We start from the raw sequence: 16,337 nt of genomic DNA, 5'->3' as shown, positions 1-16,337 counted from the left end.
TCGTCCCCGTGGCTGAGACAGCATCGAAGAAGACCCAAGACAACCGTCCGCGCCTGCTCCTCATGGACGGGCACTCACTGGCGTACCGGGCGTTCTTCGCGCTGCCCGCGGAGAACTTCACCACGGCGACCGGTCAGCCGACCAACGCCATCTACGGCTTCGCGTCGATGCTGGCGAACACGCTCCGCGACGAGGCGCCCACGCACTTCGCCGTCGCGTTCGACGTGTCCCGCAAGACCTGGCGCTCCGAGGAGTTCCCGGAGTACAAGGCGAACCGCTCCAAGACCCCGGACGAGTTCAAGGGGCAGGTGGAACTGATCGGCGAGCTGCTGGACGCGATGCACGCGCAGCGGTTCGCGATCGACGGCTTCGAGGCCGACGACGTCATCGCCACGCTCGCCACCCAGGCCGAGGAGCAGGGCTTCGAGGTCCTGATCGTCACCGGCGACCGCGACTCCTTCCAGCTGATCACGGACAACGTGACCGTGCTGTACCCGACGAAGGGCGTCTCGGAGCTGACCCGCTTCACGCCCGAGAAGGTCGAGGAGAAGTACGGCCTCACCCCGCAGCAGTACCCGGACTTCGCCGCGCTGCGCGGCGACCCGTCGGACAACCTGCCCGGCATCCCCGGCGTCGGCGAGAAGACCGCGGCGAAGTGGATCAACCAGTTCGGCTCGTTCGCCTCGCTGGTGGAGCGCGTCGAGGAGGTCAAGGGCAAGGCCGGCCAGAACCTCCGCGACCACCTGGAGGCGGTCAAGCTCAACCGCGTCCTCACCGAGATGGTGCGGGACGTCGAGCTGCCGAAGACCGTCCAGGACCTGGAGCGCGCGCCGTACGACCGCACGGCCGTCGCGCTCGTCCTGGACACCCTGGAGATCCGCAACCCCTCGCTGCGCGAGCGGCTCCTCGCCGTGGACCCGGGTGCGGCCGAGGAGCAGGCGCCCGCCCCCGCCGCCGGCCTGGAGCTGGACGGCACCGTGCTCGGCGCCGGCGAGCTCGGGCCGTGGCTGACCGAGCACGCCGGCAAGCAGCTGGGCATGGCCACGGTCGACAGTTGGGCCCTGGGCGCCGGAAACGTCAGCGAGGTCGCGCTGGCCGCCGCCGACGGCGCCGCCGCCTGGTTCGACACCACCGAGCTCGACGAGGCCGACGAGCAGGCATTCGCCGCCTGGCTCGCCGACCCCGACCGGCCGAAGGTCCTGCACAACGCCAAGGGCGCCCTGCGGGTCTTCCCCGAGCACGGCTGGAGCGTCGCCGGCGTCACGATGGACACCGCGCTCGCCGCCTATCTGGTCAAGCCGGGCCGCCGCTCCTTCGCGCTCGACGCGCTCTCCGTCGAGTACCTCGGCCGCGAGCTCGCGCCGGCGGCCACCGCCGACGGACAGCTCGCCTTCGGTGCCGACGACACCGCCGAGGCCGAGGCCCTGATGAGTCAGGCCCGTGCCGTGCTCGACCTCGGCGTCGCCTTCGAGGAGAAGCTCGGCGAGGTCGGCGCCCGCGAGCTCCTGCACGAGGTGGAGCTGCCGACGTCCGTGCTGCTGGCCCGCCTCGAGCGGCACGGCATCGCCGCCGACCGGGCCCATCTGGAGGCCATGGAGCAGCAGTTCGCCGGAGCCGTGCAGCAGGCGGTGAAGGAGGCGCACGCCTCGGTGGGACACGAGTTCAACCTCGGCTCGCCCAAGCAGCTCCAGGAGGTGTTCTTCGGCGAGCTGAACCTGCCGAAGACCAAGAAGACGAAGACCGGCTACACCACGGACGCGGACGCGCTGGCGTGGCTGGCCGGCCAGACCGAGCACGAGCTGCCGGTGATCATGCTCCGTCACCGCGAGCAGGCGCGGCTGCGCTCCACGGTCGAGGGCCTGATCAAGACCATCGCCGCCGACGGCCGCATCCACACCACCTTCAGCCAGACGGTGGCCGCGACCGGACGCCTGTCGTCCACCGACCCGAACCTGCAGAACGTGCCGGTGCGCACCGACGAGGGACGGGCCATCCGGCACGGCTTCGTCGTCGGTGAGGGCTTCGAGGCCCTGATGACGGCGGACTACAGCCAGATCGAGCTGCGGGTGATGGCCCACCTCTCCGAGGACGAGGGCCTCATCGAGGCGTTCACCTCCGGAGAGGACCTGCACACCACCGTCGCCTCCCAGGTGTTCGGCGTCGAGCGGTCCGCGGTCGACGCGGAGATGCGCCGCAAGATCAAGGCCATGTCGTACGGCCTGGCGTACGGGCTCTCGGCGTTCGGTCTCTCCCAGCAGCTGAACATCGAGGCGGGCGAGGCCCGTGCCCTGATGGACACCTACTTCGAGCGCTTCGGCGGGGTGCGGGACTATCTGCGCCGGGTCGTGGACGAGGCGCGCGCCACGGGGTACACCGAGACGATGCTCGGCCGCCGCCGGTACCTCCCGGACCTGAACAGCGACAACCGCCAGCGCCGCGAGGCCGCGGAGCGGATGGCGCTCAACGCCCCGATCCAGGGCACGGCGGCGGACATCGTGAAGGTCGCGATGCTCAACGTCGACCGGGCGCTGAGGGAGGCGGGTCTCACCTCCCGGATGCTCCTGCAGGTCCACGACGAAATCGTCCTGGAGCTGGCCCCCGGCGAGCGCGAGCAGGTCGAGTCCCTGGTCCGCCGGGAGATGTCCTCGGCGGTCAGCCTCCGCGCCCCGCTCGACGTCTCGGTCGGCGTGGGCCCCGACTGGGAGTCCGCGGCGCACTGACGGAGCGAGGCCCCCACGGCCGCGACCGTGGGGGCCGCCGCCTCGGCGGCAGGATCAACGAGGTCCCGGTCGGGAGCGCACCGGCTCCGGGTCCTCGGCGCCCGCCGGGGCGTCCGCCGTCACCCGGGACGGCGGAGGCGTCCTGCGCAGCCGCATCCCCGCCCCATACAGCACCAGGCCGACGGCCAGGCCCGCGCCGCCGCCGAAGCAGGCCGTCGGGATGATGTCCAGGGGCGTCTCGATCCGGCCCCAGTACGCGTACCAGCGCAGGCAGCGGTGCACCACTCCGGCCAGGACGCATACGGCGATCAGCCCGCCGGCCAGCCGACGCCCCCGCCCGCCGACGGTCGGTACGGCCGCGGGCGCCGCCAGGTCCGCCGGGGTGGCGCGCAGAGCCCGCACCGTGAACCACCCCAGCAGGACGAGGGCGAGGGCCGAACCCCCGTACTGCAGATAGAGGTAGACCGGGAAACCGGCCACGACCTCGGCGAGGAACGGAATCGTCCGCGTCCCCCAGCGGTCGAGATGGGTGAAGGCGTCCCACACCACGTGGGTGGTGGCGCCGAGCACCGCGGACAGGAAGAACCACGCGGCCAGCGGAGCCGGTGGCCGCCCCCGCCAGGAGCGGCCGCGGACGAACCCGTACACCCGCCCACGCCACCGCTCCGGCAACAGGGCCACCAGCGGTTCACGCACCATCAGCCACACCGCCACCAGCGCCGCGGTGATCAGCACGTCGACGGTCACGATCCCCAGGGCGGAGTGCGTGACGTCGCCGAACACCATCGCGTCCGGGACGGCCGTGGCCGCGAAGTAGGTCATGTCGGGCGAGAACGAGCCCGCCACCAGCGCGGAGGCGATCAGCGGACCGCGTGCGGTGCCGTCGCGGCGGATGCCGGGCAGCACCGCGGCGGCATGACTGAGCGTGAACGGCATCGGAACATCCCCCTCAAAGGCCGTGGCGAGCACCGGCCCTCCCCCGCGGCCGGTGCTCGACGATCACGCCCAGTATGGGGGAGCGAAAGTGCGGGACGGCGAGCGGCCAAGAGGTGACGAAAGCGTGAAAGACGGTCAAGGCCCGGTTCTCCGGGGTGTGTCGGTGTCATAGGGTCTCCTGAGTCCACGCGCGGGGAGCGCAGTCCAGTCGAGGGGGAGGGACCATACGTATGGCAGCGCAATTCGGCCGCCGTCTGCGCAGGGGAGCCACCAGTGGTGCCGTCGTGGCCGCGGCGGTGGCGGCGCTGGCCGCTTCCCAGGCGCCGGGCGTGACACCGCCGCCCTCGGACAACGCGAGCGGTGACCGCCCCGTCGGCGCCGGAGAGACACCGGCGTCCCCCGACGGCACGGCGACCGGCGACTCCCCGTACTACACCGATCTGCCGCCGCTGAACACGCCCAACAAGCCCGGCACCTCCATAGACCTGCCCGTCATCACCGGTCCCGCGGAGGCGGGCATCCCCGCGTCCGTGCTCGCCGCCTACAAGCGGGCGGAGCAGTCCATACGCTCCAGCGACCCCGCCTGCAACCTGCCGTGGCAACTGCTCGCCGGCATCGGCAAGGTCGAGTCCGGGCAGGCGCGCGGCGGCCGGGTCGACGCCAACGGCACCACGCTCACGCCGATCCTCGGCCCGGTCCTCAACGGTGTCGGCTTCGCCAACATCTCGGACACCGACGACGGCGCCTTCGACGGCGACTCGACGCACGACCGCGCCGTCGGCCCGATGCAGTTCATCCCCTCCACCTGGGCGACCTGGGGTCAGGACGCCAACGGCGACGGCCGCAAGGACCCCAACAACATCTACGACGCCGCCCAGGCCGCCGGTCTCTACCTCTGTGCCAACAACCGCGACCTCGCGATCAAGGCCGACCTGGACCGGGCGATCCTCAGCTACAACCGTTCCACCGAGTACCTGCACACGGTGCTCTCCTGGTTCGAGTACTACAAGCGCGGCACCCACCAGGTGCCGGACGGCACGGGCCTGCTGCCGGTGGACCGCAGCGACACCCCCCGCACCACCTCCCCCCGGCCGACGACCACGCCTCCGCCGAAGCCGGTCGCCCCCGACCCCTCCCCGTCGACGGGCACACCGCGCCCGAACCCGTCCGAGCCCGGCACGACGCCGCCGGCCAAGCCGCCCGTCGTGCCCCCGGAGGCGCGGGTGGCGCGGATCAAGGACGCCGGCACGGGCACGCTGACGGCCACCGCCGGCGGCGCGTTCGCGAGCCGTCCGTCCGTCCTCGCGCTCGACGCCGCCGGCAGGCCGGTCGCGGGCCTCGGCGTGCGCTTCGAGATCACCGGCTCCACGGACGCCCACTTCGGCGGTGTGGCCAAGACCGTGACCGTGACCACCGACGCGGCGGGCAAGGCCGTCGCGCCGCCCGTCCGAGCGGGCGAGCAGCACGGCACGTTCACGGTCCGGGCCACCGTCGTGGGCCGCACCCTGGCGCCCGTCGCGTTCTCCGCGACGGTCACCGAGCGGAAGGCCGACACCCTGGTCCGGGGGGACGCCGAGGAGCTGACCGCCACCGCCGGCGACCGGTTCGCCCACCGTGTCCTGCTGAAGGCCACCCTCGACGGCGCCGCCGCCCCGTCGGTGGCCCTGACCGCCACCCTGATCACCTCGGCGGACGACCCGCGGACGAACACGAAGGGCCCGTACTTCAAGGACGCGGACGGCAACCCGCTGCGTACGCTCACCGGCCTGAAGACGGACGAGAACGGCCTGCTCACGCTTCCGGACCTCTACGCGGACGGCGAGGCCGGTACCTTCCTGCTGCGCCTGACCGCACCCGGAGGCGGCACCCTCACCCTGGAGCTCACGGTCACCGCCCTGGCCCCCGAGCCGACGCCGACCCCGACTCCGACGCCCACCCCGTCGCCCAGCGGTTCGACCGAGGCCACGCCGACGCCCTGACCGCGACCCGACCGGCGCCCGCCCTGACCGCGACACCCGAGCGGCGCGCGCCCGCCGGCTCCGTACGACCTCGCCGCCCCTCCGTCCGCCCGGACGGTGGGGCGGTTCTCCGTGTTCCGGTGCCCCTGTGTTCTGAGTGCGACGTGTTCTCATCTCGCGGCCGCGTTGCTACGGTGCCCCAGCCCTGACGCTGTATCAGATCGAGCACCGGGAGGCCGACCATGCGCGCCCTCGTAGCCGCCGCCATCGGGCTGGTCCCAGTCCTCCTCGTCATCCTCCTCGTCTCCGTGGTCGACCTGCCGCCCGACGGACCCACCTCGCCCCGGCCCCTCCTCACCGCCGATCCCGGCCCCAAGAAGTAGGAGGAGCCAGTCCATGCGCCGCCGAGCCAGCCTCGTCCTGCTCTCGTTCGCCGTGTTCCTCGCCGCGATGGCCCCCACCCTGCGGTGGTACGTCTTCCCCCGCGTGGTGAAGATCCCGCCGAACCAGTACCAGGAGATCGTTCTGGAGGCGAAGCCCGCCACCCTCGTCGACTACTCGACCCTCACGGCCAAGGAGGTCGAGAAGCTGACGATCATCCAGACCCTCAAGGGCAACGTGGAGGAGTCGCAGAGGATCGAGCGCGACGCCGGCCGTGACGTCGTCGTGTGGGACGCGCTCACCTACATCACCGGCCCCGACGGCGCGATGGTCTCCCAGATCCCCGAGCGCTACATCTTCGACGCCCACACCCAGGACCCGGTCGACGCCACCGGCGCGATGGTCGACGGCGACCCCGTCCGGCGCGAGGGCATCGAGTTCAAGTGGCCCTTCCTCACCGAGAAGAGGGACTACCAGTACTACGACGCCAGGTCCCGCACCACGGCTCCCATCCACTACAAGGGCACCCGCACCTTCCGCGGCATGGACGTCTACTACTTCGAGCAGACCATCCCGTGGACCAAGGTCCCCATGCCCAGGACGATGCCCGTGAAGGGCATCACCCCCGACATGATCGCCCAGTCCGGCATGACCATCTGGTACACCACCAAGCGGATGTTCTGGGTCGATCCGGTCACCGGCGCTCCCGTCAACGGCGAGGAGGTCCACAAGGAGGAGCTCCGCAACGACAAGACCGGGTGGAAGGTCACCGCGTTCTCCGGCCACGTGAAGATGCGCGAGGACTACATCTGGTCCACCGTCGAACTCGTCAAGACCAACCGGACGGTGGTTCTCCTCGTCACCTCCCGTCTGCCGTGGACGTTCGTCACCCTGGCCCTCGCCCTGCTCGCCCTCGCGCTCTGGCTGGAGGCCCGCGGCCGGCGCCCGGGCCCGGCGCCCGCTACCGCTCCCTCCTGAGCCGCGCGCTGGTGTGCCGCGTCGGCGCGGCCACGGCGGGGTCCTCCGGCCACGGGTGCTTGGGGTAGCGCCCGCGCAGCTCCGCCCGCACCGCGCGATAGCCGTCCCGCCAGAACGAGGCCAGATCGGCGGTGACGGCCGCCGGGCGGCCGGCGGGGGAGAGGAGATGGACCACGACCGGCGTCCCCGCCACCCTCGGCGTCTCGGCCAGGCCGAACATCTCCTGCAGCTTCACCGCGAGCACCGGCTGTTCGCCGCTGTAATCGACCCGTATCCGCGATCCGCTCGGGACCTCGATCCGCTCGGGCGCCAGCTCACCGAGCCGGCCCGCCTCGCCCGTCGCCCACGGCAGCAGGCGCTGCAGCGCCTGCCCCGCGTCGATCCGGCCGAGGTCCGCCCGGCGCCGCGCCCTGGACAGCTCGGGCTCCAGCCACTCGTCGGCCCGGCCGAGCAGGGTCTCCTCGGAGACCTCCGGCCAGGGCTCGCCCAGGACCCGGTGAAGGAAACCGAGCCGCTGCCTCAGCTCCTCCGACTCCCGGCTCCACCGCAGCAGCCCGAGCCCCTCGCGCCGCAGCCCGTCCAGCAGCGCCGCCCGTACGAGCACGGAATCGGCGTCGTCCCTGAGCGGACGCGCGGTGAGTTCGACCGCGCCCAGCCGGGACACGGACCGCGCGACCACGTCCCCTTCCTCCCAATGCACCTCCTCACCCTCCTCCAGCAGATGCCCGGCGGCGGCCCGCGCCACCGCCTCGCCCACCGCGGCCGCCAGCCGCACCCGGGCCGTGGCGCTGCGCACGGGCCGGTCCGCCACGGCCACGGCCAGCCACGGGGCGCTGCGCAGCCCCGAACCCTCGGCGAGCTCGGCGCCCGTCCCCGACACCATCAGGAAGCCACCGCCCTCTCGGGCCCTGGCCACCCGCTCGGGAAACGCCAGCGCCGTCACCAGACCGGCCACCATGTCGTCGGCACCGCCCGCCCCGGCACCCTCGACGCCACCGCCCGTCCCGCCCGGCCCACGCGGTGCCACCCGGGCGCCCCGCCCGGTCAGCCCGCCCGACCCGGCAGGGCCGCCCGGCCCTCCCGGTCCCAGCTGGCCCGCCTCGGTGGCCGACCGTTCCAGGCGCCGGGCCTCCGCTCTCCATCGCGCCCCGTACGCGTCGCCGCCACGCCGCGCCGCCCGCCAGGCACCCGCCAGGTCGTCGCCGTACTCCCGGGGCGGCTCCTCGCTCAGCAGCGCCACCACCTCGGCCGCCCGCCGGACGCCCACCTCGGGCGCACCGTCCAGCAGGGCCCGGGCCAGCCGCGGATGCACCCCCAGCCGCGACATCCGTACGCCCCGCTCCGTGGCCCGGCCTTCCTCGTCCACCGCCCCGGCCGCCGTCAGCACCTCACGGGCCGCCGCCATCGCCCCGGCCGGCGGGGCGTCCAGGAGCGCCAGCCCGCGCGCCGTGGGATCGCCCCAGCACGCCGCCCGCAGGGCGAACGAGGTGAGGTCCGCGATCTCGATCTCGGGGGAGGGGAAGCGGGATCGGCGCCCGTCGTCCGCCTCCGCCCAGCAGCGGTAGACGGTGCCGAACGCCTCCCGGCCGGACCGCCCGGAGCGCTGCGTCGCCCCGGCGACCGACACCGGCACCGTGGCCAGGGAGCCGAGCCCTCGCGCGTGGTCCATCCGCGGCTCCCTGGCCAGGCCCGAGTCCACGACGATCCGCACCCCCGGCACGGTGAGGCTCGACTCCGCAACCGAGGTCGCGAGGATCACCCTCCGCCGCCCGCCGGGCTCCGTCCCGCGCAGCACCGCGTCCTGCACCGCCGCCGGGGCGCGCCCGTGCAGCTGGAGCACGTCGGCGTCGAGGTCCGCCAGCATCCCCGCCGTCCGGGCGATCTCCCCTGTGCCGGGAAGAAAGCAGAGGATGTCGCCCTCGTGCCGTTCACCGGCGAGCCGCACCGTCGCCGCCACATGACGCAGGAGCGCGGGATCCACCCAGGTGCCGTGCGCTGGCCGGATGCCGGCGGGCGGCGCCGCGAAGAACACGCGGTACCCGTGCCCCTCTTCCTTCCCCCACACGATCGGCGCGGGACCATCGCCGTCCAGGCCCGTCAGGAGCCCTGCCCACGCCTCGGCGTCGGTGGTGGCCGAGGCGGCGATCAACCGCAGCTCCGGCCGCAGCGTCGCCCGGACGTCCACCAGGAACGCCATCGCCGTGTCCGCGTCCAGATGGCGCTCATGGCACTCGTCGAGCAGTACCACGTCCACGTCCGCCAGCTCGGGATCGCGCTGGAGCCGCTGAAGCAGCACGCCTGTGGTCACCACCTCGACGCGCGTCGCGGGTCCGGTCCGGCGCTCGCCGCGGACCGAGAAGCCGACGGCGTCGCCGACCTCCTGGCCCAGCAGCCACGCCATCCGCCGCGCCGCCGCCCGCACCGCCATCCGGCGCGGCTCGGCGACCAGCACCCTGCGCCGCGGGCCGTCCCCTATGAGGCCCGCGAGCGCGAGGGGCACCAGCGTCGTCTTGCCGGTGCCGGGAGGCGCGTACAGCACCGCCGTGCCGCGCTCCTCGAGTGCGGTCAGCAGCTCGGGGACGGCATGGCGGACGGGGAGACGGTCGAGTGCGTCGTGTCGGATCACGCACTCAGTCTCGTACGTCGTCGCCGGCGGCGAGCTCGGCTGTCCACAGGCTCGGTCTGTTCATATGACTCATATGGCGAATGAGCGGCCTCGCGTTCGACGGGCCGCTCGTGTCGGTCCCGCTCACCTCGTCGGTCCCGCTCGCGCCGTCGGTCCCGCTCACCTCGTCGCACTCTCGCCCCGCGAGTCCCGCCGGCGTCGTCAGTCCCGCTCGCACACGAAGATCGCCGTGCCCGGGATCAGATTCCCCCGCAGCGGGGACCAGCCGCCCCACTCCTGGCTGTTCCAGGCCGGCCACTCCGGCTCCACCAGATCCACCAGCCGGAAGCCGCCGGCCACCACGTCCCTCACCCGGTCGCCGATCGTCCGGTGGTGCTCCACGTAGACGGCCCGCCCCCGCTCGTCCTGCTCCACATAAGGAGTGCGGTCGAAGTAGGAGGACGCCACCGACAGCCCTTCCGGGCCGGGCTCGTCCGGGAACGCCCAGCGGATCGGGTGCGTCACCGAGAAGACCCACCGGCCGCCGGGCCGCAGCACCCGGCGCACCTCGCGGAACACCCTGACCGGATCCGCCACGAACGGCACCGCGCCGTACGCCGAGCACGCCAGATCGAAGGAACCGTCCAGGAAGGGCAGCGCTCCGGCGTCCGCCTCGACCAGGGGCACGTCCTCACCGATTCGCAGCGCGTGCTGGAGCTGCCGGTGCGAGAGGTCGAGCGCCACCGGCCGCGCCCCCTGCGCGGCCAGCCAGCGCGAGCACTGCGCCGCCCCCGCGCCGATCTCCAGGACGTCCAGGCCCTTCAGTGAGCCGGCCGGTCCGAGCAGACCGGCCTCGGCCTCGTCGAGACCCTCCGGACCCCAGACGAACCGGTCGTCCCCGAGGAAGGCCCCGTGCTCGTTCTGGTACTCGTCCGCGTTCCGGTCCCACCATCCGCGGCTCGCCCGGCTGCTCTCCGCGTCACCGGCGTCACGCCGGGTCGCCTCCGGCTCGTCGTCGCGCACGTCTTCCTGTTCGTACTCTTGGTTCATCTCGCCCGTCGATGTAGTTTGCGCACAGCGCGGCTGTGCTGCCGGGCCGGGACGGCCCGGAGGGACGTGAGTTGTGCCGGTTATGCGGTGATCCGCGCCGGGTGCGCGCTTCGCGCATTGACCCTGTCCGGCTGCCCCCGTATGCTAAAGGTTGCGCTGCGGGCCTGCGCGCCTCAGACGGAGCAGGCCGCGCTCGCACGGTTGTATGTCCCCTCGGTTCTCGAGGCGTCCCGCCGCTCAGTCGGTAGGCGCTTCATTGGCTGTCCGGCTTCTTCGGTGCGATACGGGCTCACGGCGTAGCAGTACCTACGACTTTCTGTCCGTAACCGGAGCCCTTTCCCACATGACGAGCAGCACCGAGACCACCGCCACCACCCCGCAGGTTGCGGTCAACGACATCGGTAACGAGGAAGCCTTCCTCGCCGCGATCGACGAGACGATCAAGTACTTCAACGACGGCGACATCGTCGACGGCGTCATCGTGAAGGTCGACCGGGACGAGGTCCTGCTCGACATCGGTTACAAGACCGAAGGTGTCATCCCGAGCCGCGAGCTCTCGATCAAGCACGACGTCGACCCGAACGAGGTCGTCAAGGTCGGCGACGAGATCGAGGCCCTGGTCCTTCAGAAGGAGGACAAGGAAGGCCGCCTGATCCTCTCGAAGAAGCGTGCCCAGTACGAGCGCGCCTGGGGCACCATCGAGAAGATCAAGGAAGAGGACGGCATCGTCACCGGTACCGTCATCGAGGTCGTCAAGGGTGGTCTCATCCTCGACATCGGCCTCCGCGGCTTCCTCCCGGCCTCCCTGGTCGAGATGCGTCGTGTCCGCGACCTCCAGCCCTACGTGGGCAAGGAGCTCGAGGCCAAGATCATCGAGCTGGACAAGAACCGCAACAACGTGGTCCTGTCCCGCCGCGCCTGGCTCGAGCAGACCCAGTCCGAGGTCCGCCAGACCTTCCTCACGACCCTGCAGAAGGGTCAGGTCCGCTCCGGCGTCGTGTCCTCGATCGTCAACTTCGGTGCCTTCGTGGACCTGGGTGGCGTCGACGGCCTCGTGCACGTCTCCGAGCTGTCCTGGAAGCACATCGACCACCCCTCCGAGGTTGTCGAGGTCGGCCAGGAGGTCACCGTCGAGGTTCTCGACGTGGACATGGACCGCGAGCGTGTCTCCCTGTCGCTGAAGGCGACGCAGGAGGACCCGTGGCAGCAGTTCGCCCGCACGCACCAGATCGGCCAGGTCGTCCCGGGCAAGGTCACCAAGCTGGTTCCGTTCGGCGCGTTCGTCCGCGTGGACGAGGGCATCGAGGGTCTGGTCCACATCTCCGAGCTGGCCGAGCGCCACGTGGAGATCCCGGAGCAGGTCGTCCAGGTCAACGACGAGATCTTCGTCAAGGTCATCGACATCGACCTCGAGCGTCGCCGGATCTCGCTGTCCCTGAAGCAGGCCAACGAGTCCTTCGGTGCCGACCCGGCGTCGGTCGAGTTCGACCCGACCCTGTACGGCATGGCCGCGTCCTACGACGACCAGGGCAACTACATCTACCCCGAGGGCTTCGACCCCGAGACCAACGACTGGCTCGAGGGCTACGAGACCCAGCGCGAGGCCTGGGAGACCCAGTACGCCGAGGCGCAGCAGCGCTTCGAGCAGCACCAGGCTCAGGTCATCAAGTCCCGCGAGGCCGACGAGGCCGCCGCTGCCGAGGGTGGCGCCGCCGCTCCGGCCGGTGCCCCGGCGGGCGTCTCGGGCGGTTCGTACTCCTCCGAGTCGGACGACAACTCCGGCGCCCTGGCGTCGGACGAGGCCCTGGCTGCCCTGCGCGAGAAGCTGGCCGGCGGCCAGAGCTGAATCAGCTCTGCTGCTAGGCACTAGCTAGCCAACGATCGAGGCCCGCCCCCTTCGGGGGGCGGGCCTCGGTCGTTTCCGGCGACCGCCCGCTCCCCGCGCGCGTGCCCGGACGCTGACACTCCGTCCACGAAAACCGGTGCAAGGGGAATGACCTCGCACCCGGCGGCGTTCTTCCTACGAACGCGAGGAGGAGCGGTAATCGTGCTTGATCCCCAGGATTTGTACGAATGGGACCAGAAGGGCCTGGCCGTGGTGGACGTGGCCCTGGCGCAGGAGTCGGCCGGGCTGGTCATGCTCTACCACTTCGACGGCTACATCGACGCGGGCGAGACCGGCGAGCAGATCGTCGAGCGCCTGCTGGACACACTGCCGCACCAGGTGGTGGCCCGCTTCGACCACGACCGGCTCGTCGACTACCGCGCCCGCCGACCGCTGCTCACCTTCCGCCGCGACCGCTGGACGGCGTACGAGACACCCGCCCTGGAGGTCCGGCTCGTCCAGGACGCCACCGGCGCGCCCTTCCTGCTGCTCTCCGGCCCCGAGCCCGACGTCGAGTGGGAGCGCTTCTCCGCCGCCGTCCGCCAGATCGTCGAGCGCCTCGGCGTGCGCCTGTCGGTGAACTTCCACGGCATCCCCATGGGCGTCCCGCACACCCGCCCCGTCGGCCTCACCCCGCACGGCAGCCGCACGGACCTCATGCCCGGCCATCGCAGCCCCTTCGACGAGGCGCAGGTGCCCGGCAGCGCCGAGTCGCTCGTCGAGTTCCGGCTCACCGAGTCCGGCCACGACACCCTCGGCGTCGCGGCCCACGTCCCGCACTACCTCGCCCGCTCCGCCTACCCCGATGCCGCACTGACCGTTCTGGAGGCCATCACGGCCGCCACCGGGCTCGTCCTGCCCGGCGTCGCGCACGCGCTGCGCACGGAGGCCCGGCGCACCCAGACCGAGATCGAGCGCCAGATCGGCGAGGACGACGAGGAGCTGACGGCCCTGGTCCAGGGGCTTGAGCATCAGTACGACGCGATGGCGGGCGCCGAGACCCGGGGCAGCCTGGTCGCGGAGCCGGTCGACCTGCCGTCGGCGGACGAACTGGGCCGGGAGTTCGAGCGTTTCCTCGCCGAGCGGGAGGGCGACGCCTAGTTCCGGCAGGGCGGACCCCGAGCCCCGGCTCGGTGGACCTCGGCCCCGGCTGGGCGAAGGTGGCCCAGGGGTCCTAAGCTGCCGCTCATGCTGAAGGTGGGCCTGACCGGCGGTATCGGCGCCGGCAAGAGTGCGGTGTCTCGGCTCCTCGTCTCGTACGGGGCCGTCCTGATCGACGCCGACAAGATCGCGCGCGAGGTCGTCGAGCCCGGCACACCCGGGCTCGCGGCCGTCGTGGAGGCCTTCGGGCCGGAGATCCTGACTGGCCAGGGGACGCTGGACCGGCCGAAGCTCGGCTCCATCGTCTTCGCCGACGCAGACCGCCTCGCCACCCTGAACGCCATCGTCCACCCCCTCGTGGGCGCCCGCTCCGCCGAGTTGGAGAGCGCCGCGGGGCCGGACGACGTCGTCGTCCACGACGTGCCGCTCCTCACCGAGAACGGCCTCGCTCCGCTCTACGACCTGGTCGTCCTCGTGGACGCGTCGCCGGAGACCCAGCTCGACCGGCTCGTACGGCTGCGCGGCATGACCGAGTCCGAGGCGCGGGCCCGGATGGCCGCCCAGGCCACGCGCGAGGAGCGGCGGGCGATCGCGGACCTCGTCATCGACAACGACGGGCCCCTGGAGGCGCTGGAGCCGCAGGTCCGCAAGGTCTGGTCCGAGCTGACACAGCGGGCCGCCGCCGGGAGCCGGTGAGACGACCGGGGGAGCGGTGGGGGCCGCACCGATCGCGCGCGCTCCCGGATGGGTAGGGATCGCGGAGGCGGCGGTCGGATCGTATTCCCGTACGGAATACGGCCGCCGTACGCGATGTTGAACCCCCGGAGCAAGGGAAGGATGCCACCGTGGCCGAGAGGAACCCGGAAACCCACGTCATCGACTTCCGCGCCGCCGAGCAACTGCTGGCCGCGCGGGATCCTCGCGGCGCCGTCAAGCTGCTCGACTCGGTGATCGCCGCCCATCCCGAGAACACCGCCGCACGGCTGCTGCGGGCCCGCGCGTTCTTCGCCGCGGCCCAGCTGCGACCCGCGGAGCTGGAGTTCGAACTCGTCCTCGAGCGCGAACCGGACAACGCGTTCGCGCACTTCGCGCTCGCCCGCACCTTCCAGCGCTCCGGCCGGCCCGACCAGGCGACCCGGCACTTCCGGCTGGCGGCCGCTCTCGACCCCAAGCCGGAGTACCTCCAGGCCGCCCGTTTCGGCGCCGAGGACTGAGCCGCACGGCCCGGGGCAACCCACGGGGGCGCCGAGCGGGCGGGCCGTACCGGCGCGTCAGCGACGTCCCCGGCCGTCATGGTCGGGCTCGTAGGGCGGGACGTCCCGTCCCGGCTGCCAGTGCGGGCCCTGGCGAATGTGGCGCAGGACCATCGACATGTCGACCGCGGCCACCAGGAACAGCGCCCCGCATGCCGCCGCCCAACCCGGCCTTCCGACCAGGGCGAACGCCGTCGTGCCGAGGACGGCCCAGACCACACCCCACAGGCTCAGCCAGAACCGCATCCGCAAGGCACTGCGCGCGGTCGCGGGCTCACTCCCAGTACGCATGACCGTCTCATCTCCTACCCGAGGTCTACCCCAGGAGGGGACGGGTGAACGGGTCCGGCCGTGGGACCGACCGCCTGTGCGCCGAAGTCCGGAACCGGCGGGCTTTCGCCGTGACGGCCGTGGACGAGTCTGCCGAGCCTCGTGGTCGGCTCGCCCCAAGTCCCCCTCAAAAAGATCGAGTCGGGAGCCTCCGGGGCGATGAGTTTCCCGCGCACCGGCCGTCTACCCCTGTGAAAGCGAACATGACGCCGACACAAGGGATCACCCAATGACCACCGCCTCCGCGACCACCGCCTCCGCGACCGCCGACTCCGCCGCCACGACGCGCACCGGCCGGCTGAGCCGCCGCGCCGACATCACGGTCCGCGTGTTCCAGATCCTGCTCGCGCTCGCCTTCGCCATCCCGAGCGCCGCGCCGAAGCTCGTCGGTCACTGGTCAGCCGCCGAGTCCTTCGACAAGATCGGCTGGGGCGACTGGCTGATGTACACCGTCGGAGCGCTGGAACTGGCCGGAGCCGTCGCGCTGGTCGTCCCGGTGCTCTCCAGCGTCGCGGCCACGGCGCTCACCGGTCTGATGATCGGCGCCTTCGTCACCCAGCTGACCGTCTTCGACGGCCAGTACGCCCTGACGCCGCTCCTCTTCGCCGTACCGCTGGTCGTGATCGCCTGGACGCGCCGTGACCACAACAAGGAGCTCCTGGCGCTGGTCCCGCGGCGCCGCGCGTGAGGCGACGCTCGACGGGGGAGGCGCGGCAGCGGTACTCGCGCGCGACGGCGCGTCATGCCTGGGACGGGGGTCCGGGCATGGCGCGCCGTTTCGCGGGGCGACGGGTCAGTGGACGACGCTGTAGCTGCGCCAGGGGGCGGTCCCCGGCACGATCGAGTCGCTCAAGCGGCTGGGGACGTAGATCGGCTGCGTGCCCCGGCAGTCCCGCGTCGGATACATGATGATGTCGACCATCGAGAGGTTCTCGATCTTCGTCGCGCCGGCCGGCGCGAGCCGGTGGCAGCCCTTGACCGTCGGGCTCGTCACCGTGACCACCACCTCGTTCCCCGTCTCGTAGGTGATCGTTCCCACTGCGGAGCGACCGAGGCCGGAGCAGCCCGCGACGGCGAGCGTCAGGAGCGCGACCCCGGCGGCGGTGCCGAGACGCCGGTGAACGGACATGGCGGATCCTC

General features: G+C 72.2%; 14 protein-coding genes. 9 read left to right on the top strand and 5 right to left on the bottom strand.

Features of this window, described 5'->3' with window-relative positions:
* Nucleotides 1–8 precede the first annotated feature (8 nt).
* Nucleotides 9–2,720: a DNA polymerase I gene (polA, locus tag ACZ4VW_RS05085; RefSeq protein WP_467958548.1), complete on the top strand. Its 2,712-nt coding sequence runs from the start codon at nucleotides 9–11 to the stop codon at nucleotides 2,718–2,720.
* 54 nt (nucleotides 2,721–2,774) lie between these two features.
* Here the strand turns inward: polA and ACZ4VW_RS05080 are convergent, their stop codons facing one another.
* Nucleotides 2,775–3,656, bottom strand: coding sequence for a DUF4184 family protein (locus tag ACZ4VW_RS05080; protein WP_467958546.1), 882 nt, complete (start codon nucleotides 3,654–3,656; stop codon nucleotides 2,775–2,777).
* Between the two features lie 230 nt (nucleotides 3,657–3,886).
* Here ACZ4VW_RS05080 and ACZ4VW_RS05075 point away from each other — a divergent pair, with 230 nt between their 5' ends.
* The 3 genes from ACZ4VW_RS05075 (at nucleotide 3,887) to pgfA (ending at nucleotide 6,973) form a co-directional block, all read left to right on the top strand.
* Nucleotides 3,887–5,635 (top strand): lytic transglycosylase domain-containing protein, encoded by a 1,749-nt coding sequence (locus ACZ4VW_RS05075; RefSeq protein ID WP_467958544.1) that lies wholly within the window; start codon nucleotides 3,887–3,889, stop codon nucleotides 5,633–5,635.
* Between the two features lie 221 nt (nucleotides 5,636–5,856).
* Nucleotides 5,857–5,997 (top strand): SPW_0924 family protein, encoded by a 141-nt coding sequence (locus ACZ4VW_RS05070; protein WP_467958542.1) that lies wholly within the window; start codon nucleotides 5,857–5,859, stop codon nucleotides 5,995–5,997.
* A gap of 13 nt (nucleotides 5,998–6,010) precedes the next feature.
* Nucleotides 6,011–6,973 carry a cell envelope lipid trafficking protein PgfA gene (gene pgfA, locus ACZ4VW_RS05065; RefSeq protein ID WP_467958540.1) on the top strand — a complete coding sequence of 321 codons (963 nt, stop codon included), beginning with the start codon at nucleotides 6,011–6,013 and terminating at the stop codon, nucleotides 6,971–6,973.
* Here pgfA and ACZ4VW_RS05060 read toward each other — a convergent pair.
* Both ACZ4VW_RS05060 and ACZ4VW_RS05055 read right to left on the bottom strand, forming a co-directional pair.
* Nucleotides 6,957–9,599 carry an ATP-dependent RNA helicase gene (locus ACZ4VW_RS05060; RefSeq protein ID WP_467958538.1) on the bottom strand — a complete coding sequence of 881 codons (2,643 nt, stop codon included), beginning with the start codon at nucleotides 9,597–9,599 and terminating at the stop codon, nucleotides 6,957–6,959. The two genes, pgfA and ACZ4VW_RS05060, sit on opposite strands and share 17 nt — an antisense overlap.
* A gap of 201 nt (nucleotides 9,600–9,800) precedes the next feature.
* Complete coding sequence (locus ACZ4VW_RS05055; RefSeq protein WP_467958536.1) at nucleotides 9,801–10,628, bottom strand: class I SAM-dependent methyltransferase; 828 nt, start codon at nucleotides 10,626–10,628, stop codon at nucleotides 9,801–9,803.
* A gap of 343 nt (nucleotides 10,629–10,971) precedes the next feature.
* Between ACZ4VW_RS05055 and rpsA the strand changes: the two genes are divergently transcribed.
* The 4 genes from rpsA to ACZ4VW_RS05035 all read left to right on the top strand — a co-directional run bounded on the left by rpsA (nucleotide 10,972) and on the right by ACZ4VW_RS05035 (nucleotide 14,828).
* The gene (gene rpsA / locus ACZ4VW_RS05050) at nucleotides 10,972–12,474 is read left to right on the top strand and encodes a 30S ribosomal protein S1 (RefSeq protein ID WP_019885395.1); all 1,503 of its coding nucleotides are present in this window, start codon (nucleotides 10,972–10,974) and stop codon (nucleotides 12,472–12,474) included.
* 201 nt (nucleotides 12,475–12,675) lie between these two features.
* Nucleotides 12,676–13,614 carry a PAC2 family protein gene (locus tag ACZ4VW_RS05045; RefSeq protein WP_467958534.1) on the top strand — a complete coding sequence of 313 codons (939 nt, stop codon included), beginning with the start codon at nucleotides 12,676–12,678 and terminating at the stop codon, nucleotides 13,612–13,614.
* Between the two features lie 87 nt (nucleotides 13,615–13,701).
* Nucleotides 13,702–14,310 (top strand): dephospho-CoA kinase, encoded by a 609-nt coding sequence (gene coaE / locus ACZ4VW_RS05040; RefSeq protein ID WP_467958532.1) that lies wholly within the window; start codon nucleotides 13,702–13,704, stop codon nucleotides 14,308–14,310.
* Between the two features lie 149 nt (nucleotides 14,311–14,459).
* Nucleotides 14,460–14,828: a tetratricopeptide repeat protein gene (locus tag ACZ4VW_RS05035; protein ID WP_391797958.1), complete on the top strand. Its 369-nt coding sequence runs from the start codon at nucleotides 14,460–14,462 to the stop codon at nucleotides 14,826–14,828.
* A 57-nt stretch (nucleotides 14,829–14,885) separates the two neighbouring features.
* Here ACZ4VW_RS05035 and ACZ4VW_RS05030 read toward each other — a convergent pair whose 3' ends face one another.
* Entirely contained in the window at nucleotides 14,886–15,158 is a 273-nt protein-coding gene (locus ACZ4VW_RS05030; RefSeq protein ID WP_467958530.1) for a DUF6343 family protein, read from the bottom strand.
* A 268-nt stretch (nucleotides 15,159–15,426) separates the two neighbouring features.
* On the opposite strand from ACZ4VW_RS05030, the gene ACZ4VW_RS05025 reads away from it, so the two are divergent.
* Nucleotides 15,427–15,885, top strand: a complete 459-nt coding sequence (locus tag ACZ4VW_RS05025) for a DoxX family protein (protein WP_467958528.1) — start codon at nucleotides 15,427–15,429, stop codon at nucleotides 15,883–15,885.
* A 105-nt stretch (nucleotides 15,886–15,990) separates the two neighbouring features.
* On the opposite strand, the gene ACZ4VW_RS05020 is transcribed toward ACZ4VW_RS05025, so the two are convergent.
* Nucleotides 15,991–16,326, bottom strand: a complete 336-nt coding sequence (locus ACZ4VW_RS05020) for a hypothetical protein (protein ID WP_467958526.1) — start codon at nucleotides 16,324–16,326, stop codon at nucleotides 15,991–15,993.
* Nucleotides 16,327–16,337: the final 11 nt, after the last annotated feature.

The sequence above is a fragment of the Streptomyces sp. NPDC029139 genome, from assembly GCF_055564335.1.
This window is presented reverse-complemented; position numbering and strand designations above follow the sequence as displayed.

What these genes read in the sequence shown, in the direction of transcription:
- ACZ4VW_RS05080 (WP_467958546.1), bottom strand. Translation starts at nt 3,656, where the DNA reads ATGCCGTTCACGCTCAGTCATGCCGCCGCGGTGCTGCCCGGCATCCGC.
- ACZ4VW_RS05075 (WP_467958544.1), top strand. Translation starts at nt 3,887, where the DNA reads ATGGCAGCGCAATTCGGCCGCCGTCTGCGCAGGGGAGCCACCAGTGGT.
- ACZ4VW_RS05070 (WP_467958542.1), top strand. Translation starts at nt 5,857, where the DNA reads ATGCGCGCCCTCGTAGCCGCCGCCATCGGGCTGGTCCCAGTCCTCCTC.
- pgfA (WP_467958540.1), top strand. Translation starts at nt 6,011, where the DNA reads ATGCGCCGCCGAGCCAGCCTCGTCCTGCTCTCGTTCGCCGTGTTCCTC.
- ACZ4VW_RS05055 (WP_467958536.1), bottom strand. Translation starts at nt 10,628, where the DNA reads ATGAACCAAGAGTACGAACAGGAAGACGTGCGCGACGACGAGCCGGAG.
- rpsA (WP_019885395.1), top strand. Translation starts at nt 10,972, where the DNA reads ATGACGAGCAGCACCGAGACCACCGCCACCACCCCGCAGGTTGCGGTC.
- coaE (WP_467958532.1), top strand. Translation starts at nt 13,702, where the DNA reads ATGCTGAAGGTGGGCCTGACCGGCGGTATCGGCGCCGGCAAGAGTGCG.
- ACZ4VW_RS05030 (WP_467958530.1), bottom strand. Translation starts at nt 15,158, where the DNA reads ATGCGTACTGGGAGTGAGCCCGCGACCGCGCGCAGTGCCTTGCGGATG.
- ACZ4VW_RS05025 (WP_467958528.1), top strand. Translation starts at nt 15,427, where the DNA reads ATGACCACCGCCTCCGCGACCACCGCCTCCGCGACCGCCGACTCCGCC.
- ACZ4VW_RS05020 (WP_467958526.1), bottom strand. Translation starts at nt 16,326, where the DNA reads ATGTCCGTTCACCGGCGTCTCGGCACCGCCGCCGGGGTCGCGCTCCTG.